The sequence below is a fragment of the Ruegeria sp. AA3 genome (assembly GCF_056542905.1).
Window position 1 is genome coordinate 499,081 of the sequence record NZ_JBQGAQ010000001.1, and the last position, 21,597, is coordinate 520,677.

At 54.4% G+C, this 21,597-nt stretch carries 22 protein-coding genes; 6 read left to right on the forward strand and 16 right to left on the reverse strand.

Annotation, left to right across the window (positions count from 1 at the left end):
• Position 1: 1 nt before the first annotated feature.
• The 3 genes from ACR0JR_RS02500 to ACR0JR_RS02510 all read right to left on the reverse strand — a co-directional run bounded on the left by ACR0JR_RS02500 (position 2) and on the right by ACR0JR_RS02510 (position 2,333).
• Positions 2–754 carry an autoinducer binding domain-containing protein gene (locus tag ACR0JR_RS02500; RefSeq protein ID WP_480454888.1) on the reverse strand — a complete coding sequence of 251 codons (753 nt, stop codon included), beginning with the start codon at positions 752–754 and terminating at the stop codon, positions 2–4.
• Positions 751–1,200, reverse strand: coding sequence for a type II 3-dehydroquinate dehydratase (aroQ, locus tag ACR0JR_RS02505; RefSeq protein WP_480454889.1), 450 nt, complete (start codon positions 1,198–1,200; stop codon positions 751–753). Before aroQ ends, ACR0JR_RS02500 begins: the two co-directional genes overlap by 4 nt.
• A 131-nt stretch (positions 1,201–1,331) precedes the next feature.
• Positions 1,332–2,333, reverse strand: a complete 1,002-nt coding sequence (locus tag ACR0JR_RS02510) for an NADPH:quinone oxidoreductase family protein (protein WP_480454891.1) — start codon at positions 2,331–2,333, stop codon at positions 1,332–1,334.
• A gap of 128 nt (positions 2,334–2,461) precedes the next feature.
• On the opposite strand from ACR0JR_RS02510, the gene ACR0JR_RS02515 reads away from it, so the two are divergent.
• The 4 genes from ACR0JR_RS02515 to ACR0JR_RS02530 are packed head-to-tail and all read left to right on the forward strand — an operon-like array spanning position 2,462 to position 6,501.
• Positions 2,462–3,280: an SDR family NAD(P)-dependent oxidoreductase gene (locus ACR0JR_RS02515; RefSeq protein WP_480454892.1), complete on the forward strand. Its 819-nt coding sequence runs from the start codon at positions 2,462–2,464 to the stop codon at positions 3,278–3,280.
• 26 nt (positions 3,281–3,306) lie between these two features.
• Positions 3,307–4,341, forward strand: coding sequence for a phosphotransferase family protein (locus ACR0JR_RS02520; protein WP_480454893.1), 1,035 nt, complete (start codon positions 3,307–3,309; stop codon positions 4,339–4,341).
• 27 nt (positions 4,342–4,368) lie between these two features.
• Positions 4,369–5,586 (forward strand): serine hydrolase domain-containing protein, encoded by a 1,218-nt coding sequence (locus tag ACR0JR_RS02525; protein ID WP_480454894.1) that lies wholly within the window; start codon positions 4,369–4,371, stop codon positions 5,584–5,586.
• A 48-nt stretch (positions 5,587–5,634) separates the two neighbouring features.
• Positions 5,635–6,501, forward strand: coding sequence for an acyl-CoA thioesterase (locus tag ACR0JR_RS02530; RefSeq protein ID WP_480454895.1), 867 nt, complete (start codon positions 5,635–5,637; stop codon positions 6,499–6,501).
• Here the strand turns inward: ACR0JR_RS02530 and ACR0JR_RS02535 are convergent.
• Positions 6,498–7,265, reverse strand: coding sequence for an SDR family oxidoreductase (locus tag ACR0JR_RS02535; RefSeq protein WP_480454896.1), 768 nt, complete (start codon positions 7,263–7,265; stop codon positions 6,498–6,500). The two genes, ACR0JR_RS02530 and ACR0JR_RS02535, sit on opposite strands and share 4 nt — an antisense overlap.
• Positions 7,266–7,398: 133 nt before the next feature.
• Positions 7,399–8,628: an acyl-CoA dehydrogenase gene (locus ACR0JR_RS02540; protein WP_170539713.1), complete on the reverse strand. Its 1,230-nt coding sequence runs from the start codon at positions 8,626–8,628 to the stop codon at positions 7,399–7,401.
• Between the two features lie 98 nt (positions 8,629–8,726).
• On the opposite strand from ACR0JR_RS02540, the gene ACR0JR_RS02545 reads away from it, so the two are divergent.
• The gene (locus ACR0JR_RS02545) at positions 8,727–9,638 is read left to right on the forward strand and encodes a LysR substrate-binding domain-containing protein (protein ID WP_480454897.1); all 912 of its coding nucleotides are present in this window, start codon (positions 8,727–8,729) and stop codon (positions 9,636–9,638) included.
• On the opposite strand, the gene phoB is transcribed toward ACR0JR_RS02545, so the two are convergent.
• The 10 genes from phoB to ACR0JR_RS02595 form a co-directional block, all read right to left on the reverse strand.
• Complete coding sequence (gene phoB / locus ACR0JR_RS02550; RefSeq protein ID WP_010440149.1) at positions 9,635–10,324, reverse strand: phosphate regulon transcriptional regulator PhoB; 690 nt, start codon at positions 10,322–10,324, stop codon at positions 9,635–9,637. The two genes, ACR0JR_RS02545 and phoB, sit on opposite strands and share 4 nt — an antisense overlap.
• A 12-nt stretch (positions 10,325–10,336) precedes the next feature.
• Positions 10,337–11,038, reverse strand: coding sequence for a phosphate signaling complex protein PhoU (gene phoU, locus ACR0JR_RS02555; protein ID WP_010440152.1), 702 nt, complete (start codon positions 11,036–11,038; stop codon positions 10,337–10,339).
• 16 nt (positions 11,039–11,054) lie between these two features.
• Positions 11,055–11,852: a phosphate ABC transporter ATP-binding protein PstB gene (gene pstB, locus ACR0JR_RS02560; protein ID WP_010440155.1), complete on the reverse strand. Its 798-nt coding sequence runs from the start codon at positions 11,850–11,852 to the stop codon at positions 11,055–11,057.
• Between the two features lie 12 nt (positions 11,853–11,864).
• On the reverse strand, positions 11,865–13,223 hold the full coding sequence (gene pstA, locus ACR0JR_RS02565) for a phosphate ABC transporter permease PstA (RefSeq protein WP_170470249.1): 1,359 nt from the start codon (positions 13,221–13,223) through the stop codon (positions 11,865–11,867).
• Positions 13,220–14,692: a phosphate ABC transporter permease subunit PstC gene (gene pstC, locus ACR0JR_RS02570; RefSeq protein WP_480454898.1), complete on the reverse strand. Its 1,473-nt coding sequence runs from the start codon at positions 14,690–14,692 to the stop codon at positions 13,220–13,222. The genes pstA and pstC overlap by 4 nt, the downstream gene beginning before the upstream one ends.
• An 82-nt stretch (positions 14,693–14,774) precedes the next feature.
• Positions 14,775–15,830 carry a substrate-binding domain-containing protein gene (locus tag ACR0JR_RS02575; protein WP_170470255.1) on the reverse strand — a complete coding sequence of 352 codons (1,056 nt, stop codon included), beginning with the start codon at positions 15,828–15,830 and terminating at the stop codon, positions 14,775–14,777.
• 180 nt (positions 15,831–16,010) lie between these two features.
• A complete protein-coding gene (locus ACR0JR_RS02580) occupies positions 16,011–17,042 on the reverse strand; it encodes an ATP-binding protein (RefSeq protein WP_170778575.1) in 1,032 nt (343 codons plus the stop codon).
• Between the two features lie 6 nt (positions 17,043–17,048).
• Entirely contained in the window at positions 17,049–17,570 is a 522-nt protein-coding gene (locus ACR0JR_RS02585; RefSeq protein ID WP_170778573.1) for a gamma carbonic anhydrase family protein, read from the reverse strand.
• Positions 17,567–18,208, reverse strand: a complete 642-nt coding sequence (gmk, locus tag ACR0JR_RS02590) for a guanylate kinase (RefSeq protein WP_170539741.1) — start codon at positions 18,206–18,208, stop codon at positions 17,567–17,569. Before gmk ends, ACR0JR_RS02585 begins: the two co-directional genes overlap by 4 nt.
• Positions 18,209–18,223: 15 nt before the next feature.
• The gene (locus ACR0JR_RS02595) at positions 18,224–19,114 is read right to left on the reverse strand and encodes a YicC/YloC family endoribonuclease (protein WP_480454900.1); all 891 of its coding nucleotides are present in this window, start codon (positions 19,112–19,114) and stop codon (positions 18,224–18,226) included.
• 232 nt (positions 19,115–19,346) lie between these two features.
• Between ACR0JR_RS02595 and ACR0JR_RS02600 the strand changes: the two genes are divergently transcribed.
• Positions 19,347–20,018, forward strand: a complete 672-nt coding sequence (locus ACR0JR_RS02600; RefSeq protein WP_480454901.1) for a PAS domain-containing protein — start codon at positions 19,347–19,349, stop codon at positions 20,016–20,018.
• 51 nt (positions 20,019–20,069) lie between these two features.
• Here the strand turns inward: ACR0JR_RS02600 and ACR0JR_RS02605 are convergent, their stop codons facing one another.
• Complete coding sequence (locus tag ACR0JR_RS02605) at positions 20,070–21,440, reverse strand: class II 3-deoxy-7-phosphoheptulonate synthase (protein WP_480454902.1); 1,371 nt, start codon at positions 21,438–21,440, stop codon at positions 20,070–20,072.
• Positions 21,441–21,597: the final 157 nt, after the last annotated feature.

Sequence of the window (21,597 nt, forward strand, 5' to 3'; positions counted from 1 at the left end):
GTCAAGCTTCCATTACAAACATCTGGTTATGCAAAGTCGCCTTAAGCACTGCCTGCGCTGTGGTTTCAACCGAAAGCGCCTCGCGCGCCAGCCTTAGGTGCTTTTCCACCGTCGCGGCAGTCAAACCCATAAGCAACGCGATGTCCTGAGTGGTCTTTCCATCCCCCACCCATTGAAGCGCCTCTCGTTGACGCTTAGTCAGAGCGCGGTTCGGAGCGTTGTACGGTAAGGTCAGAATTTTGAGATGAGCAACATTGTTCATCAGCAAAATATCCTCGCCGTGTTCCTGCCAGATCTCGTCCACTTCATCCTGACCATGCATTCGGGCCGCAAGTGAGATCGCGCCTTTGGTTCGCATCGAAACCGAGTTGAAGCTGACCGTATAACCCGATGTAAGACCCAAAGATTTGTTAAACTCATAAACCCTAAGTTCTTCGGGTGTCATAACACCGCTGGACATCATGTCATTGATCATGCTCCAGCTTGCCGCGCCCTCATGATCCAAGGCCCATTTCAACATCGGAGCGTGAAAATACAATCCCGAGCGGAGGAACCCATCAAGGTAATCTTTGCAGTGGTTGGACAGGATGACGAAATCCTCGGGGTCGCCCAATGAGGTCGCCGTGCGATACTGGGTGTAACCATACAGCAACCGATCAAATCCGAACTTTGCCATCTGGCGGCAGTGGGCATCCCACAGCTCTTCCAATGTCTTGGTATAGCTCAGAAAGTTCAGATAATCGTTGAGGTTCATCCAGTGCCCCCCTCAGCCAAATGGGCCGCAAGGGCATTCAGCGCAAGCACATAGCTATGTGCGCCGAATCCACAAATCTGACCAATGGCAACTGGGGCGACGTATGATTTGTGTCGAAACACTTCGCGCGCGTGAATATTTGACAGATGAACCTCTACAACCGGAACTTCGGCGGAAGAAATCGCATCCATCAGCGCGACCGACGTATGGGTGTATCCACCCGCGTTCAAGACGATTCCATCCTGTTCGCCGCGTGCTGCGTGAATCGCATCAATCAATGCGCCTTCGTGGTTGGTTTGAATATGCGTGATCGTCTGTTTCAGTGCCTGACCATGAGCAACGCACAGGTCCTCGATCATCTTCAAGGTCGTTGATCCATAAACCTCGGGCTGCCGCGTCCCCAGCAGATTCAGGTTCGGACCATTCAGAACCAATATTTTTTGCATATTCAAACTGTCCCCATCTTCTTCTTTTTCATAAACCCGAAAATTTGAGGCGTCCAGCGACCATCGCCCCTTTGGCGCGAGTGGTTGTGTCGCATATTGGTAAGAATCTAAAGTTCTGAATGAATATCAGCTCATTTAGTTCCCATTGTGACCACAACTTTACCGAGAGTTTTGCGTTGGTCCATCTTGGCGATCGCTTCCGCCGCGCGTTCAAGTGGGAACCGGGCGCTGATACGAGGGCAGATGGCACCGCTTCGATACATTTTGAACAGTTCACCCACATTCTGAGAATGCCCTTTCGGATCCCGAAACACTGACGCGCCCCAAAACACGCCGACGATTTGACATCCTTTGAGCAGCGTCAGGTTCAACGGAATGCTGGGCATGCCTGCTGGAAAACCGACGACCAGATATCGGCCTCCCCACGCCAAACTGCGCAAGGCAGGTTCGGCGTAGTCCCCGCCAACGGCGTCATAGACCACGTCCACACCGACGCCACCGGCCAGCGATTTGAATTCGGCAGACAGCGCCTTTTGCGCCGCTCGGTCCAGATCACGTGGATAAATCAGTGTTTTATCTGCACCAACGTTTTTGCAAAACTGTGCTTTTTCTTCGGACGAAACTGCCGCGATCACATGCGCACCCATGGCTATGGCAAGCTCTATCGCGGCAGCGCCAACGCCACCCGATGCGCCAAGCACAAGTACGGTTTCCCCTGAGAGCAGCTGCGCTCGATCTTTGAGCGCATGGTAAGACGTGCCATACGTGAATATGAAACACGCGGCGTCTTCATATGGCATATCATCCGGGATTTTGATCGCCGTCGCTGGTTTGAGCGTCACGTGCGTGGCGAACCCTCCATGTCCTGTCAGCGCCAGAACACGATCACCGGGCAAGAAATCAACGACATCTTTGCCGACGCTGGTGATCTCACCTGCAATCTCGCCACCTGGAGCAAATGGACGAGGAGGCTTCATCTGGTAAAGGTCCCGGATCATCAGCGTATCTGGAAAGTTCACTCCGGCCGCATGAATTCGCACCAATATCTCACCAGCCTTTGGCACGGGATCGGGCAGGGTGGTCAACTCCAATGTTTCTGGTCCGCCCGGTTTGACGCTGAGTAATGTCTGCATATGCCCCACTTGCCCCTTGCTTCGTTTGAATTGAAATCGTTGGATTACACGAACGTATTGTCAAGATGACCGCCGCTCTGGGTCTCAAACGATAGGCGCAAAGAGCAGATCACCTGAAAGGAGATTTCATGACGCCCGAGACATTGTTTTCACTCAACGGAAAAACTGCGCTGGTGACAGGTGGGGCCACGGGTATTGGCCGGATGGCAGCCGAGGCGCTTGTTCGCGCCGGTGCTCATGTTCTGATTGCCTCGCGCAAGGGTAATGCATGTGAACAGGTTGCGGCAGATTTGAACGCGTTAGGCACCGCCGGATCTGCAGAAGGTTTCGCAGGCGATATCGGCAGCGAAGTGGGTATTGATGCATTAGTTTGTGAGGTCAACAAACGAACGCAATCTCTTGAAATATTAATGAATAATGCTGGTGTTACCTGGGGCGCACCGATGGGTCAGTTTCCCCACTCGGCGTGGGACAAAGTGATGTCCGTCAATGTCGCAGGTATATTCGATCTGACCCAAAAACTACTGCCGCTTTTAATGAAATCAGCCAGCGACGATGATCCAGCACGGGTCGTTAATATTGGATCGGTCATGGGCGAGGTCCCGATGGGTGACGGGGCCTACAGCTATTCCGCGTCAAAAGCGGCGGTGATTCACCTGTCAAAAATCATGGCCAAGGAACTTGCGCCGTATCGTGTCACAGTAAATGCTCTGGCGCCTGGGCCGTTCGTATCGCGCATGACCGCGTTTGCAACCGAAGATGAAAGTAAGCGCGAGCGTGTCGGCAAGGCGGTACCGTTGGGTCGCGTGGGTCGTGACGAAGATATCGCGGGCTGTATGTTGTTCCTGTGTGGCCGTGGTGGCAGCTACATCACGGGTGCGGTGTTGCCGGTATCCGGCGGTATCAACGTCCAGACAGGCGGTAACATCTTTGCCGACGCTCTTTAGCCCCAGATCGACCGCAGGTTTGGTAGATGAAAGAAACCGATAGTACATTAGATATCAACGCAGTTGAGACCTATCTTAACTCACATCTTGATGGGTTTCACGGCCCATTGAAGGCGACAAAGTTCACCGTAGGCCAATCCAACCCGACATATTTGCTCAGCACACCGAATGAGGCTTATGTTTTAAGGCGCAAGCCGCCCGGGGTTTTGCTGAAATCAGCCCATGCAGTGGATCGCGAGTTTCGCGTCATGAGTGCGCTTGCTGGCAGCAATGTGCCCGTGCCGAAAGTTCACCTGCTATGCGAAGATGACCGGGTGATTGGGTCGGCTTTTTACGTAATGGAATACCTGCAAGGGCGTACGTTTGTAGATCCGGTCATGAAGGGTGAAGATAACGCCACTCGTACGGGCGTGATTGATGAAATGAACCGCGTTCTGGCTGAGTTACACATGGTCGATATCGATGCAGTTGGTCTTTCGGATTACGGGCCACCTGGCAACTATTTCGAACGGCAAGTTGCCCGCTGGACCAAGCAATATCGTGCTTCTGAGACCGAAACTATCCCAGACATGAACCAGTTGATTGCCGCGCTCGAGCATCAAGTTCCAGAGGATGACAACCAAAGGACGCTGGTGCACGGGGATTATCGCATCGACAATCTGATGTTTGAAACGAATGGCACGGGCTGCATCGGGGTCCTGGATTGGGAATTGTCGACCATCGGCCACCCATATGCGGATCTCGCGGCAGTTATCATGCAATGGCAGCTGCCTCCGGGAAAAGAGGGGCGCGGATTGGCGGGCGTAGACCGAGAAAACCTTGGCTTACCAACAGATCGCGCCTTTGTCGCAAGCTATTGCGCACGTCGCGGCATTCCAGCGATCGAGAACTTTGGGTTTTACCTTGCTTTCAATTTCTTTCGAATGGCTGGAATTCTGCAAGGTGTTTACAAGCGCGCACTTGACGGAAATGCATCTGATCCGAAGCGGGCACAGGCATTTGGTGCGTATGTCCCAATCTTTGCCCAACATGGCTTGTCTGCTTTACGCAGCGAGGCGTAAGCGGTTTGACCCAAACGGAGTTGCCTCATGGGATTTGATCCGACCTCACTGGCCAATATTCGCAAATGGATGAACAGGTATGTGGACCAGCGCAAATATGCGGGTAGCGCGCTTCTAATCCACCAGCACGGGAAAGAGGCCTTCTTTCATACTTGTGGGCGCCGCTGCATCGAGAACGACCTTCCCTTCCAACGTGATAGTTTGGTTCGGATATATTCGATGACAAAACCGGTGACCTCAGTTGCCCTCATGACCCTGGTCGAACAGGGTTTTTTTCATCTCGACGCTCCGGTTTCCGAGTTTCTGCCTGAATTTAAGTCCATGAGGGCCCTAATTCCGGACGCAACCAGCCTAGATCAGACTGAGGATTCGCCGTCACCAAGCCTGCATCAGCTTTTGACCCATACCAGCGGGATGAGTTACCCGTTCAATCCCGGCCTGCTGCCCAAGGCGATGGACGATCTTGATCTGATCTTTTCACCACAACAGGGCCCTCTGTCAGAAAGGGTTATGCTGTTGGCGCAACTTCCGCTGGCCTTTCAACCCGGTGCGCGATGGGAATACTCGGTCGGGATAGATGTAATTGGGCGCGTGATCGAAGTGGTATCAGGCAAATCGCTCGACGTATTTCTGACTGAACATATCTTTGAACCCTTGTGTATGAATGAAACCGCGTTCTCAGTGCCTAATGGGGCAGGGGACAGGTTTGCCTCACTCTACACCCCATTGGAAGGTGACGCGATGGCGCTGAACGCCGCAAAATCAGGCGGCGAAACACTCCGATTGGTGGATAATTCCGGGCAATCTCCATTCGAGGCGGCGACTACTTTTTCCGGAGGCGGCGGGCTGATCAGTACGATCGACGACTTCAGTAAATTCGCCGAAATGTTGCGGAGCAAAGGAAAAGGAAATGGTGCCAGAATCCTGGGGCCAAAGACGATGGAGTTTATGTTTCGCAATCACTTACCGGGCGACATTGCATCAATGGGGCCGCAAAGTTTCGCGGAACAACCCATGGACGGGACAGGTTTCGGTATCGGAGGAGCGGTGGTTCTAAACCCGGCACTTGCCAAATGCCCTGGTTCGGTTGGTGACTTCGGCTGGGGTGGTATGGCATCGACGTATTTCTGGGTCGATCCAGTCAATGATCTGACGACCGTATTCTTCACTCAGCTTTCGCCATCCAGCTCCTATCCATCGCGCGCCGAGTTAAAGGCGCTTGTGCATGCAGCACTCGTTGAATGATCGGTTGTCGAATGATACCGGAAAAGTCTGGATGCAGGAGACCCCAAGATGACCGAAGCCGAACGTGTACCGCTTGATCTGCTGAATATCGAAAGGCTCGAAGTCGATCTATTCCGCGGCACCGGCTCAGGCGGTGAAACGCCAACGCGCATCTTTGGCGGTCAGGTGATTGCACAGGCGCTTGCGGCAGCCTACCGGACGGTTGAAGATCGCCTGTGTCATTCGCTACATGCTTATTTCATCCGCCCCGGCGATCCGTCCATTCCCGTTATATATCAAGTGGATCGCGCACGAGATGGAGGTTCATTTACGACCCGTCGCGTGGTTGCGATCCAGCATGGCAAACAGATCCTGAACATGTCCGCCTCATTCCACAAACAGGATGATGGATGGGATCATCAGCATCCGATTCCCAATGTTGATGGTCCAGAACACCATCCATCGCGTGACGATCTGCGGCAAAAGTATCTTGGCCGTGTGCCTGACAAGCTGAAGTCAGAGTTTCTGCGTGAGCGTCCCATCGAAGTGCGCGAAGTTGATCCTTTGGACCTGTTCACGCCCTCAAAGGCAGATGATAAGAACTATCTCTGGTTTCGCATGGGTGCGGCGAATGATGCGGACACGATTACGCAACATCTTCTCTTGGCCTATGCCTCGGATATGGGGCTGCTCACTTCCGGGATGAGGCCCCATGGGCTGAGTTGGTTTACTGGCGAAATCGATGGTGCCAGTCTGGACCATGCCATTTGGTTTCATGCACCCGTTATGTTTCAGAACTGGCATCTTTATTCCATGGAATCACCATGGACGGGGCAGGGGCGTAGCTTCAATCGCGGATCAATCTTTTCTCAGGACGGAAAGCTGGTTGCGTCAGTCGCGCAGGAAGGCCTGCTCAGACGGCGTCGGTCACGTTAAATATCACTGATAAAGCGTTGATTAATCTTATTCATATTACTTAACCAAACATCATAGTCTTCGATCTTCATGCGCATGTAATCAAAGACTTGCGGATGCGGAAGAACCAGAAAACGCTCGGCAGAAATTGCCTCAATACAGGATTGTGCAACCTCAGCGGGCTCAATTATTCCGTCGAACGCGGCAACAGAATCTTCGTATCCACGCATCATCTCTGACCGCACAGCTTGCGGGCACAAAACAGAAACTCGGATGCCACGGTCGCGATATGTCAGCGCGATCCACTCAGCAAAACCTACGGCCGCGTGCTTGGTAACTCCATACGGCGCAGCGCCGGGTATGTTGAGCAGTCCAGCGGCAGATGCAGTAAACATCATGTAACCGCCACCACGCGCGACCATCCTTGGGATCAGATGCCGCGCAGCCCAGACATGCGACATTACGTTGATTTGCCAAATACGCTCCCAATCCGTGTCAGGTACGTCAAGCCCACCAAACGTTAGAATGCCAGCGTTGGCACAGAACAAATCAATCGGAGCAATGGTATCCTCGACCACATCGATCAGCTCTCGAATGTCGCTTTCTTTGGAAACATCACATCTGATTGCATCGCCACCGATTTTCCTGGCCACAACCTGCGCGCCAGTAAGATCGATATCCGCACAGACCACATGTGCGCCTTCCTTTGAAAACCGTTCTGCAAGACCTTGGCCGATGCCACTTGCTGCACCGGTGATGACAACGGTTTTTCCATTCAGATCCATCACGATATCCGTGTTCTACATTTCAAACACAGCGTAACATCTTGGGAAACCACAGCCAATGCGGATTAGCCAGCTATGGTTTATCCATCTTAATATTTACATAATACCGATTATACGATTAATCGATAAAGCTTCAATAAAACGCCTGCAGACCTGTTTGCGCTCGCCCCAGGATCAATGCATGGACGTCATGTGTCCCCTCATAGGTATTGACGGTCTCCAGATTGATCATGTGGCGCACGACTTGGAATTCGAGCGATATCCCATTGCCGCCGTGCATATCACGCGCCATTCGAGCGATGTCCAACGCCTTACCGCAATTGTTGCGTTTGATAATCGAGATCATTTCAGGTGCAGCTTCGGCCTGATCCATCAAACGTCCGACACGCAAGCTTGCCTGCAAGCCGAGTGAGATTTCGGTTTGCATCTCTGCTAGTTTGCGCTGAAACAGTTGGGTCTGTGCCAGAGGGCGATTGAACTGCTTGCGATCTAATCCGTATTGGCGAGCTGCGTGCCAACAACATTCCGCCGCACCCATCGCACCCCAACTGATACCAAAGCGTGCGCGGTTCAAGCAGCCGAACGGGCCCTTTAGGCCTTGAACATGAGGCAGCAAGGCACCCTCGTCCACTTCAACACCATCCATGACGATTTCACCGGTGATCGAGGTTCGCAGACTCAACTTGTTTTCGATCTTCGGAGCGCTCAATCCCTTGGCACCTTTGTCCAACACAAATCCGCGGATCTTACCGTCATGCGCATCGGATTTGGCCCAGACCACAAAAACGTCGGCAATCGGCGCATTTGAGATCCACATCTTACTGCCGGTCAAGCGATAGCCACCATCAATCTTCTCGGCGCGGGTTTTCATTGCCGCCGGATCAGAACCCGCATCCGGTTCCGTCAGGCCAAAGCAGCCGATCCATTCTCCGCTGGCCAGTTTCGGCAGGTATTTGCGCCGCTGTTCCTCGCTGCCATAGGCATAGATTGGATACATCACCAACGAGCTTTGCACCGACATCATCGAACGATAGCCAGAATCCACACGTTCGACTTCGCGCGCTACCAGGCCATAGGTGACATAACCGGCACCAATTCCACCGTATTCCTCAGGAATTGTCGTGCCGAGTAGACCCATTTCACCCATCTCACGAAAGATTTCGGGGTCCGTTTCTTCGTTTTGGAAAGCCTGAGTAACGCGCGGCTGTAGTTTTTCTTGAGCATAAGCACGCGCGCTGTCGGCGATCAGGCGTTCATCCTCTTCCAACTGGTCCGACAGGCGGAATGGATCATCCCAGTTGAAACTGCCAAGTTCGGGCGCATCCTTCGCGCGCAGGACCGGTTTTGTATCTGGAGCATTCATTTTGTTTCTCCGGCAGGAATTGGTTTGTACAATCATAACCTGAGCTATTGTCAAAAAACAGCGAGACATTTGCATGGTTTCATGATCAAAACGCATAGATGAGACCGAACCGCCCTACTCTACCGCCCATATCTGCACTGCGCGCGCTTGAAGCTTTGGATCGACTTGGGTCAGCATCGGCAGTCGCTGATGAAATGGCTCTGACGCAAAGCGCTGTCAGCCGACAACTTCAGACACTAGAGGCGCATTTGGGCGCCGAGTTGGTTAGTCGTGATCGAAAGCGGCTATCACTCACAAAGGCGGGGCAAGACTACGTTCGGGAAATTCGGCCAGCCTTGTCGCAGATCGCACAGGCTGCATTGAAATTGCATGTTGCTCCGGCCGGCGGAACACTAAACTTGGCGATCCTGCCAACGTTCGGAATGCGTTGGCTGGTGCCGCGTCTTCCCGACTTTGCGCGGCTCCATCCTGATATTACGATCAACATGACCACGCGACTGAGGCCATTCAGCTTTGCATCCGAACCCTTTGATGCGGCATTACATTTTGGGGAGCCGGACTGGCCTGGAACCGATCGCTTGATGTTGAGTATGGAGCGTGTTCTGCCTGTTTGCGCGCCCGGTCTCTTACCGCAAGGCGCGCCAACCTCACCTCGCGACTTACTCAAACTGCCTTTGTTGCACATCCAGACCCGACCCCGTGCATGGCAAGACTGGTTTCGTCAAATGGGAATCGAACATCAGCACCCTCTACCCGGCACGGTCCACGATCAGTTCAACACGATCAATCAAGCTGCGTTGCATGGATTGGGTGTGGCGCTATTGCCAAACTATCTGGTCGAACAGGACCTGGCGACCGGCAAACTGATTGCGGCTTTCCCAAACGCAATTGAGGCTATGGGTGCCTATTATCTGGTTTGGCCGCGCGAAAAGTCCGACGACGACGCCCTGCGGCAGTTCAGACATTGGTTGGCGTCTCAGGCACAAACCGAAGAAGCGCTACCGCGTTAGCCCAACGCGTACCCTGCCCCACGAACCGTACGCACCGGATCTTCACCGCCGTGCTGTGTCAATGCTTTGCGCAAGCGACCGATATGGACATCAACGGTGCGTGTATCGACATAGATATCGCGCCCCCAAACACGGTCAAGCAATTGCTCACGGCTCCAGACGCGGCCGGGTTTTTCCATGAATGTGCTCAGCAGCCGGAATTCAGTTGGTCCCAATTTCAAAGGCTTATCGTCTCGGCTGACCTTGTGGGTCTCGGAATCCAGAATGATATCATCGAACTCCAGTCGGATACCTACTGTCGCTGGCCTCACTCGCCGCAGTTGCGTCCGGACACGCGCCATCAATTCCACGATCGAGTACGGTTTGACCACATAATCATCCGCGCCCGTCTCAAGGCCGCGTACCTTGTCGACCTCCTCGGACCGGGCTGACAGCATGATGATCGGGATCGAGCGCGTGTCAGACCGCGATTTCAATCGACGGCAGACCTCGATACCACTGAGATTGGGCATCATCCAATCGAGAACGATTATGTCAGGGCGATCTTCTTCGACCAGCAGTAAAGCTTCTTCCCCATTGGCTGCGCGTGATACGCGAAACCCTTCGGCATCCAGATTATAGGCCAGCACCTCTCGCTGAGCCAGCTCATCCTCAACCACCAGTACCGTCGGTTGATCAGCGGACATGTCGAAAGTCTCCTAGATCGTTTGCGACGTGTTATCAGCTTTGGGTCGGGCTTCGCTGGGCCGCTCACCCGTAACGAGATAGACAACCTGCTCGGCGATCGCTGTCACGTGGTCGCCCATCCGTTCGATGTTCTTTGCGATGAAATGCAGGTGCATGCAGGATGATATGTTGCGCGGGTCCTCAGCCATGAAGGTCAGGAACTCGCGGAACAAGCCGTTATACATTTGGTCCACTTCCTGATCGCGTTCGATTACGTCGGTGGCCAATTCTGCGTCTCGCTGGATGTAAGCATCCAGCGCATCTCGCAACATCAGTTCAACTTCGCGCGCCATGCGACGCAGCGCGGCGGCGCTGCCGTTGATCTCGCCCGCATTGACCAGAACGGTGGTTCGCTTAGCGATGTTCTTGGAGTAATCGCCGATCCGTTCGAGGTTGGCTGAAACCTTGAGCACCGACAGAACCAATCGTAGATCACCTGCCGTGGGGGCACGCAACGCAATCAGCCGTGCGGTTTCTTCGTTGATCAATTCTTCCAGCGCATCGATGGCCTTATCGCCCTGCCGCACTTCCTGCGCCAATTCCTCGTCGCGGGTTTCCAGCGAACGGGCGGCGCCCATGATGGCGGCTTCGACCAAGCCACCCATCTTCATAATATGGGCTTGAATGGCCTCGAGATCCCGGTCGAACGCGGATGCAATATGTTGTTCGGTCATGTCTGAATACCTGTTCTCAGCCGATCCGGCCGGTAATGTAGCTTTCGGTCCGGGGGTCTTCGGGATTTGTAAATATCTGGCCGGTCTCACCAAATTCGACCAGATTGCCTAGGTGGAAAAACGCGGTCTTTTGGCTGACACGTGCAGCCTGCTGCATCGAGTGGGTAACAATCACCACGGAATACCGCTTACGCAGATCATCTATCAGTTCTTCGACCTGTGCCGTCGCAATCGGGTCTAGCGCCGAGCATGGCTCGTCCATCAGCAAAACCTCTGGTTCGGTCGCGACGGCGCGGGCGATACATAGGCGCTGCTGCTGGCCACCGGACAGGCCTGTTCCGGGCGCGTCCAGACGATCCTTTACCTCGTCCCAGATAGCACCACGGCGCAGGGATTTCTCAACGATCTCATCCAGTTCCGCCTTGTTCTTCGCAAGGCCGTGGATGCGAGGACCATAGGCGACGTTGTCATAGATCGACTTTGGAAACGGGTTGGGCTTCTGGAACACCATGCCCACTTTGGCGCGCAGCTGCACAGGGTCGACCCGTTTGTCATAGATATCTTCACCATCCAACAGAATATCCCCGGTGACGCGGCAGATATCGATGGTGTCATTCATCCGGTTCAGGCAGCGCAGGAACGTGGACTTGCCGCAGCCCGAGGGGCCGATGAAGGCGGTAACCGTCTTGTCTTCGATCTCGACATTCACGTCCTTGATGGCATGGGTATCGCCATAGTGGACCTGAACATTATTCGCGGCGATCTTGATTGCTTTGGAGTCCACGGTTCTCTCCACTCGTGTCATATCGTTCATCATAGCCCCCTCTTACCAGCGGCGTTCAAAGCGGCGGCGCAAGATGACCGCAATGGTGTTCATTGTCACGAGGAAGATCAACAGAATGATGATGCCCCCCCATGCGCGTTCGTAAAAGGCCGGGTCAGCGCGTTTGGACCATTCATAGATCTGCGCAGGCATGGCCGAGTTCGGAGACAGGAACCCCGCAACGATTCCGTCCGGCGGGTTTGAAGCGATAAAGCCTACCATCCCGATCAGCAGCAACGGAGCCGTTTCCCCCAGCGCTTGTGCCAGGCCGATGATAGTACCTGTCAGGATGCCCGGCGCTGCCAGTGGCAGGACATGGTGGAACACTGCCTGCATTTTCGAGGCCCCTACCCCAAGCGCCGCATCTCGGATCGAAGGCGGCACCGCCTTAAGTGAAGCGCGGGTTGAGATGATGATCGTGGGCAGCGTCATCAGCGTTAGCACCAATCCACCCACCAGCGGGGCTGAGGTCGGCAGGTGCATGTAGTTGATGAACACCGCCAGTCCGAGGATACCAAACACGATGGACGGTACGGCTGCGAGGTTCGAGATGTTCACCTCGATGATATCGGTCAGCCGGTTTTGCGGCGCAAATTCCTCAAGATAGATTGAAGCGGCCACACCAATGGGCAATGCCAGCGCCAGCACCACGAACATCATGAACAGTGAGCCGAGCATGGATACACCGATCCCGGCCGCTTCGGGCCGTTGGTCAGAGGCGTCCGAGCCAAAGATGAAATCCGGGTTGAAGGCTTTGTACAAGATGCCCGCATCTCTCAGCTGGTCAACAAAGTCCAACTGCGCGACCGAGATGCTCTTGTCATTGGCAATAGACTCGCGCGTCACGCGACCTTTCATGTAACCATCGACACGGCTGTTGACCAGAAAGCGGAAGCTTACGGTTTTTCCAATCTCATCCGGATTGGCGATAACATAGTTCCTCAGTTCTGCTTGTGCGGCCTTCGACAGAATCTTACCCATTTCTTTGGGTTTCAGATCTGTTTGAATGCCAAGCTTTTGTACTTCGGATTCCAACGCCGAAGCGATCAATGGGGCGTAACCAAAGGTTGAGACCTTTTTGATATCCTCGATATTTCGATTACCCTTTTTGTCCAGCTTGTCTTCCTTCAGCTCGACATTCAGCTCTAGAAAGCTTTGTTGGAAAGCGCCAGTACCGGCGGTCACGATATTGGTCACCAGAACGATCAACATCAGCAGACCGATACCAATGGCGGCGATGCCATACAGTTTGAACCGCCCCTCAGCGGCATTGCGACGTTTAGTGCGTGCATCCTTATCAAACAGCGAACCTTTGGGTTTCGCAGCAGAAGAAGCGCCAGGGGATTGGGAAATATCGGTCATTCGTACTGCTCCCGGTATTTGCGTACGATGTAGAGGGCGAAGATATTCAGCCCCAGCGTGATGACGAACAGCGTGAGACCCAGTGCGAAGGCCACCAGCGTTTCAGGGCTTGCAAAGTCGGTATCGCCGGTCAGTTGGCTGACGATCCGGGTGGTGATGGTCGTCATCGCCTCAAAGGGATTGCCCGAGAATTTCGCAATCGCACCGGCCGCCATCACCACGATCATGGTCTCGCCAATGGCCCGACTGGCAGCCAATAGGATCGCACCGACGATCCCCGGCAGCGCTGCCGGCAAGACCACCTGACGCACAGTCTCGGACTTGGTTGCCCCCAACCCAAGCGAGCCGTCGCGCATCGACTGAGGCACCGCGTTAATGATGTCATCCGACAACGACGAGACGAACGGGATCAGCATGATGCCCATAACCAGACCTGCAGTCAGAACGGCGTTGGAACTTGCCATCCAGCCAAGCCCCAGTGCCCCGCCGTCCCCGAACAGGGACACCAGCGCCGGACCAACGGTCAACAAAGCAAATAAGCCGTAAACGATGGTTGGGATACCGGCGAGAATTTCAAGCAGCGGCTTGGCAATCGAACGGGTCGCTCCGGTCGCGTATTCCGACAGATATATCGCCGCAAAAAGGCCAATCGGCACCGCCACCAGCAGCGCGATAACCGAAATGTATAGCGTGCCCCACAGCAACGGCAGGATCGACAGCTCACTACCTCCACGGAAGTTCGGGGCCCATGTGCTGCCAAAGAAAAAGTCTTTCCATGAATGCAGTTGGAAGAAATTCATCGTCTCGAAAAGCATTGAAAGAACGATGCCTACGGTTGTCAGAATGGCGATAGAAGCGGCCAGAAGAAGCAGCGCCAGAATACCTTGCTCGACAACATTGCGGGCGCGGAATTCCCTGTGCGTGCGGATATATGCAAAGGCGGCTCCCAAAAACGCAACGACCAGCACCATGATCTGCATTGCGGTTGAACCGGTTGACGTCATGCTACGGTATTTTTGAGCGGCCAACAGAATGGGCTTTGAGATGTCTTGGGTTAACACCTGACCTGCATCTTTCAGCGATTGTGTCAGTGCTTCGATATCTGCATCGGCGTTGCGCGCCTGCACCTCGGACAGCAGTCCAGACGCAATCGCGCCGTCTAACCCATAGGCGACGCGGCGAACTTCGCTCATGACCAGACCACGATCAGAGCCTTCGGCGATCGCAGTGTCCGGGATCATACCTGACACCGTGTTGTTCACAATCAATGGCTGCACCAGAAGCCACAGGATCAGCAATCCCAGCGCGGGGACAAGCGCGGTCAGCGCGACATTGTACCCATAATAGGATGGCAGGGAATGCAATGCGCGCGCATCACCCTCGGCGCTTGCCAAGGCGCGGGACCGGCCCGCGAAGTACCCAAGCACCGCCAAAGCAAGCAGGGTGAGCAAAATCCAGGATAACGCCATGTGAACTCCGTGGGTATGGCAGAGTTGGAGTCAAAAAGAACCGGGGCGTGTTTGCATCGCCCCGGTTCATAAGTTCTATGGTTTAAGAACCGCCGCCCAGAACGGTTTCATTGGCAACAGCTTCCTGAACCTTGATCAGTTCCGGGTCCGATACCAGACCGTATTCTGCCAGCGGGCCATCAGGGCCAGCAATCTCGTCCGCGACGAAGAATTCAGCATATTCCTTCAGACCGGGGATCACACCGATATGCGCTTTCTTTACGTAAAAGAACAGCGGACGAGAGACCGGGTATTCGCCGGTTGCAATCGATTCGGTCGAAGGAACCACGTCGGACATGGTGGCAACCTGCAGCTTGTCTGTGTTGTTTTCGTAGAACGCCAGACCAAAGACGCCGATGCCGTCTTTGTTGCTGTCGATGCGGGCCAGAGTTTCAGTGTAGTCGCCGTCGATGTCTACTGAAACGCCATCAGTACGCAGCGCGATACAAGCTTTTTCAGCCGCTTTTTTCTTGGCTTTGTCGCTATCACCTTCGGCAGCAGCCAGATAGGCGTCAAAATCGCCGGTGTGCTCGCAACCTGCCAGGATCACTTTGTCTTCGAACACTTCACGGGTGCCGTGTTTGGTACCAGGAACGAAGGCAGCAATCGGCTGAGCAGGGAAGTTCGGGTTCACCTGATCCCAAGTTTTGTAGGGGTTGTCGACCAGCTGGCCGTCAACAACAACTTGAGCGGAAAGGGCTTTGTACCAGTCATCCGGTGTGAACGCGAACGAGTTGCCGTTAATGTCGGATGCAAACACGATGCCGTCATAGCCGATCTGAACTTCGATGATGTCGGTAACACCAGCGTCTGCGCAGGCTTTGATCTCTTTTTCGCGAATCTTGCGCGAGGCGTTGGCGACGTCGATGGTGTTTTCACCCACGCCTTCGCAGAAACGCTTGAGACCAGCAGAAGAGCCACCGGATTCAACAACAGGTGTCGGAAAATCAAAGTTCTCACCGAAGGCTTCAGCAACAATCGAAGCGTAAGGCAGAACGGTTGACGAGCCAGCAACCTGAACCTGATCACGAGCGGCCGCAGTGGTCGCCGATACGGCAGCGATGGCCAGAGCCGAAGCCGACAGTTTTACAAAGGACATCCCAGTCTCCTTGAGAAATATACGTTCTGATCACCCCTATGATGATCTGGGCGAAGCACTATGACGCTCGCGTAAGTCTTTTGTGACAGGCATGTAACAGTTTCATGACAACTCACGAATTTCTCAGAAATTCTTAACTTGACGAGGCGTCATGACTGAACGCCAACCGTCCGCGCAATTTCAACGCGGCAAGATCACCGTGAAAACGGCACCTTGTCCCAACTCGCTATCCACTTTCAGTCGTCCGCGATGGCGATTGACGATGTGTTTTACGATCGCCAAACCCAGCCCCGTTCCGCCCAATTCGCGTGAGCGGTGGCTGTCTGCCCGATAGAATCGCTCGGTCAGCCTGGGAAGATGCTTCGCATCGATGCCGGGACCCTGATCTATGATCTTGATCCGCACGGCTGGCCCGCGCATTGCGGTATCTCGCTCGGACAGATTCACGATCACATCGACTCTGCCACCACTCCCGCCGTATTTGATCGCGTTTTCAACTAGGTTAGTGAAAACTTGACGTAACTGATCGCTGTCCCCAACCATCGTGATTGGCTCGTTCGGGGCATCCAGTGATAGCTCGACACCTGCATCATCTGCCAATGGCCGTAGCGTGTTCAACGTCGACTGAATTAACCCGGTCAGCTCCAATGGTTCCTTGGGCCTGACCCGCTCTTCACTTTCGACCCGATTAAGCGAGAGCAGATCCCCCACCAGCCGGTTCATTCGATTGGCCTCATCCGCCATGATCTGCAGAAACCGATCACGTGCTGCTGTGTCATCACGGGCCGGGCCTTGCAGGGTTTCGATAAACCCCATCAGCGCCGTCAGAGGTGTCCGCAGTTCGTGGCTGACATTGGCTACAAAATCGCGGCGCATCTGGCCGGCCTGTTCCAGATGCGTGACATCCTGAAACACAACCAGTACGGCATCGGTCCCATTGACGGGCCTGCACTGCACTTCAAAAGTGGTATCCTGCGCACCGTCATTTGACAGATGTCGCGCCCGACCCGGTTCTTTCGACCGGAGGCTCTGCTCAACCGCATCTATGATCTGCGGTTGCCGCAGGATCGTTGCAAAGTGCCGGCCTTCAATGGCTTGGCCCAGCAGAGACAAGGCCTCATTGTTCGCAGCAACGATCCTCTCGGTTTGCCCGACCAGAAGCGCTGGTGCGGGAATGGCAGCGACAAGATCAGCGAGCAAAGTGTCAGTCATGCAAACTCAGACCGGTCGCAGAGAATCGCGAAAATTACGCATGTTTTCTTGATAATGCAGCGCACTCAAAGTCAGCTTTTGCGCAGTTGCATCATCGATCTGTCGCACGATCTTCCCTGGTGATCCCATGACAAGTGAGTTATCGGGGATTTCCTTGCCTTCCGTAACAAGCGCCCCTGCCCCGATCAAACAGTTTTTGCCGATCTTTGCGCCGTTCAATATGATGGCGCCCATACCGATCAGAGAATTGTCTCCGATTGTGCAGCCGTGCAGCATGACCTTGTGACCAATGGTGCAATTCTGACCAATCGTCAGCGGATATCCGGCATCGATATGCATCACGCAGTTTTCCTGCACGTTGCTGCCAGCCCCCACTCGTATTTCCTCGTGATCCGCGCGGATGGTGCAGCCGAACCAAACCGAAGACCCCTGTTCCAATACTACCTTGCCAATCAGGTTGGCATCAGGTGCAACCCAAGTGTCTTCGTGTATCTTTGGTGTGTGTTTGCCCAAGGCGTAAATCGTCATGATAGACCATCGAATTCGGTTTGCAGGGCGCGGATGTGGTTTTGCAGGCTGGGCTGCTGAATACGGCGCATCCGCTCAGCACTGACAATGGTTTTCAGTTTTTCCTCGGTTGCATCCAGATCATCGTTGATCAGGACGTAATCGTAATAACCCCAATGGCTGATCTCATCCCAACTTTTTAGCATGCGTTTGGCGATCACATCATCACTGTCCTGCCCGCGCCCTTCCAGTCTGCGCCGAAGCTCACGGATTGAAGGAGGAAGGATGAAAATTGACAATGCGTGTTTGCCAAGATCAGAATTGCGGATCTGCACCTCACCTTGCCAATCAACATCAAACAGCACATCACGCCCTTGCGTGATGGATTCACGCACCGGCCCCGCAGGTGAACCATAGAAGTTACCAAAAACATGAGCGTGTTCCAGCATCTGGCCATCTGCGACCTGTTGCTTGAACTCATCTTCCGATAGGAAATAATACTCTCGCCCATGTTCCTCACCTGGGCGCGGCGCGCGGGTAGTGGCTGAGATTGAAAACTCAAGGCCGACATCCCACTGCATCAGGCGACGGGCCAGAGTAGATTTGCCTGCGCCCGAAGGCGACGACAGAATGATTAGTAGACCGCGGCGATCCGCCATGTGATGTTTCCGTCCTTATTCCACGTTCTGTACTTGCTCGCGCATCTGATCGATCACGGCCTTCAGCTCTAAACCGACTGCTGTCAGTTCGGCATTTTGCGATTTCGAGCAAAGCGTATTTGCTTCACGATTGAACTCCTGCATCAGGAAGTCCAGCTTGCGCCCGACCGGTCCGTCTTGCGACAACAGCGCGCGTGCCGCTGCGACATGCGTGATTAACCTGTCGATCTCTTCGGTAATGTCAGCCTTCACCGCAATAAGCGCAAGCTCCTGCGCAACTCGTTCAGGATCAGCACCTTGGGTGTTGTCGAGAACCCGTGCGAGATTGTCTCGCAATGCCTGTTCCATTTGCATCCGACGACCTTCGGCCAGTTTGACAGCCCGATTTGTCAATTCAGCGATCTGGTCTAATTGCCCGCCAAGTATACCTGCCAGCGCTTTTCCTTCAGCACTTCGCATTTCAATAAATTCCAAAAGCAGCGCGCCAAACTCCGCTTTCAGCTTCTCAACAAGTGGCTCCGGATCATCAGTGTCACCACCTACTTCCATTATCCCCTTCAGGGAAAGCAGATCGCTGGCCTTCGACGGCGCCAATAGCACGCCGCGCGTGCCAGCCATGGCCTCGGTCTGAGCCAGCGCCTCCAGTGCAGCCTCCATCGCAGAAGTGTTCAGTTGGATTTCTGCAGCGGCTTCCTCACGACTCAGCCGCAGGGACAGCGTGACATTGCCGCGATTGACTTGCTTTGACAGGTCGCTTCTCAGCGCGGCCTCAAGCCCTGTCAGCCAATCTGGCATTCGCAGACGCAGGTCCAACCCCTTGCCATTGACGCTGCGCAACTCCCAAGTCCAGCTATGCGGGCCGAGCGCGCCCTTACCCGAGGCGAATCCGGTCATGGATTTGATCATGACTGCCCTTTCCGTCAAATTCACTGGTCGCACCTAATGCCATTGACCAGCAGGGGGCAAGTCCTTGCTCAAATACGGATCAATTCCGAGAGGTTAACCATTCGTTAAAGAATTGCTCCAAAATTGTATTAACCCCTGTCAATCTTGCAGCGGAAAAAGCTGGTGGGTCGCAGCATTGCCCATTAGGTGGCATTTTAGAAAAATCGTGATCGATTGACGTCGGGGTGATGAAATGAAGAGTTTTTTCAGTACTAAATCCGGTTCTGAATTTGGAAAGATCATCGCGATGGACCGATTTGACAGTGGACGCAGCCTGTCCCCTATTCGTCAGGCCGAAGCCTATTGGACAGCATTGCTGACAGCAAATGGCGTTCCAATGCGGTCACAAATCGATCCGCGCGGGCTTGAGAATATTCTGGAATACACCTTCATTCTTGAACGCATCGCATCCGGTCTTGCCCGATTTCGTTTGGCCGGGAGCCATCTGAACAAACTGGCCGGAATGGAAGTTCGCGGGATGCCGCTCACTTCGTTCTTCGAGCCCGATGCCCGAGATGACACCAAGCAGCTTCTAGATCAGGTGTTCTCTGCACCTGCAGTTGCCGATCTTGGGCTAGTTTCAAAGGGCAAGTTGGGTCGGGTAAGCTTACAAGCGCGCATGATCTTGCTGCCACTCAAGAGCGATCTGGGAGATGTCAGCAGAGTCCTGGGTGTCATGGTCAGTGATGGGATGATCGGTCTCACGCCGCGCCGGTTCACAATATCCGATCACCGGGTAAACATGGTTTCCGATCTACAGACCCCGCCAAAACACGCGCAGAACATGGCAGAAGGATTTGCCGAAAGTCCGAGCGGGTTCAAAGGCGCACCGCACCTAAAGCTGGTTTCGTCGCGGGATGAATAAAAAAACGGCGGGCAAGTTGCCCGCCGTTTTCGTCTTTGAACCATTGCTACTTTAGCTCGCGGCGCGCTTGCCCCGATCCCGGCGCAGATTGGTCAGTTCTTCCGCAACAAGGAAGGCCAGTTCCAGCGACTGCGACGCATTCAGGCGCGGGTCGCACGCTGTGTGATAGCGATCGGAAAGATCCTCTTCGGTCACCGCGCGGACACCGCCGGTGCATTCGGTGACGTCCAGACCGGTCATCTCAAAATGCACCCCACCCGGAACGGTGCCCTCGGCCTGATGCACTCCAAAGAAGTCGCGTACTTCGCGCAGCACGGAATCGAACGGTCGTGTCTTGTACCCGGTCGCCGATTTGATCGTGTTGCCATGCATCGGGTCACAAACCCAAGTGACCTTGGCACCTTCTTCTTTCACAGCCTGGACCAGACGCGGCAGATGCTCACCCGCTTTGCCTGCGCCGAAACGCGCGATCAAAGTCAGACGACCCTCTTCGTTTTCCGGGTTCAGTTTCGACATCAGAACCTTGAGGTCTTCGGCGCTGGTTGTCGGACCGCATTTCAGACCGATCGGGTTCAGGACACCGCGACAGAATTCGACATGCGCACCTTCGGGCTGGCGGGTACGATCCCCGATCCAGATCATGTGGCCCGAGCCAGCCAACCAATTGCCCGAGGTCGAATCCAGACGGGTCAGCGCCTCTTCGTACTCAAGCAGCAGGCCTTCATGGCTGGTGTAGAACTCTACCGACGAAAACTCATGCGTCGTATCCGCAGTGATGCCCGCCGCCCCCATGAAATCAATCGAATCCTGAATGCGGTCGGCGATCTCAGAGTATTTCTGAACGTCTTGCCCATCGGCAAAGCCCAGTGTCCAAGAGTGGACATGGCTCATATCCGCGAAACCACCGGTCGAAAACGCGCGCAGCAGGTTTAGCGTGGCGGCCGCCTGAGTGTAGGCCTGCAGCATCTTGCTCGGATCAGGAATTCGGGCCTCGGGCGTAAAGTCCAGTTCGTTGATGATATCACCACGGTAGCTGGGCAGTTCTACACCATCCACAATTTCCGTTGGCGCGCTGCGTGGCTTGGCGAATTGACCCGCCATGCGGCCAACTTTCACCACAGGCACCTTGGCGCCATAGGTTAGCACCATCGCCATTTGCAGCATCACCTTGAACGTGTCACGGATAGCGTCCGCACTGAACTGTTCAAAGCTTTCAGCACAATCACCGCCTTGCAGCAGGAATGCCTCACCACGGCCTGCAGCACCCAAATGCTGCTTGAGCCGCCGCGCTTCGCCGGCAAAAACCAGCGGGGGATACTTTGAAAGCTGCGCCTCGACTTTTCCCAACGCAGCCGCGTCGGTATAGTCGGGCATCTGAACTCGGGGCTTGTTGCGCCAGTTCGTTTTTTGCCACTCGGTCATAGCTTGGATCTCCGCTGAGGTAATTAAGATCGTCTCTATACAAAAAGCATTGAAGAGAGGCCATATGCGATTTGCACCTCTTGACGGCGCAAACAAGCTTTGAGCATGTTGACGGGCATATCTGCCGTCGCCAAGAAGCTGACGTGTACCGAATCAA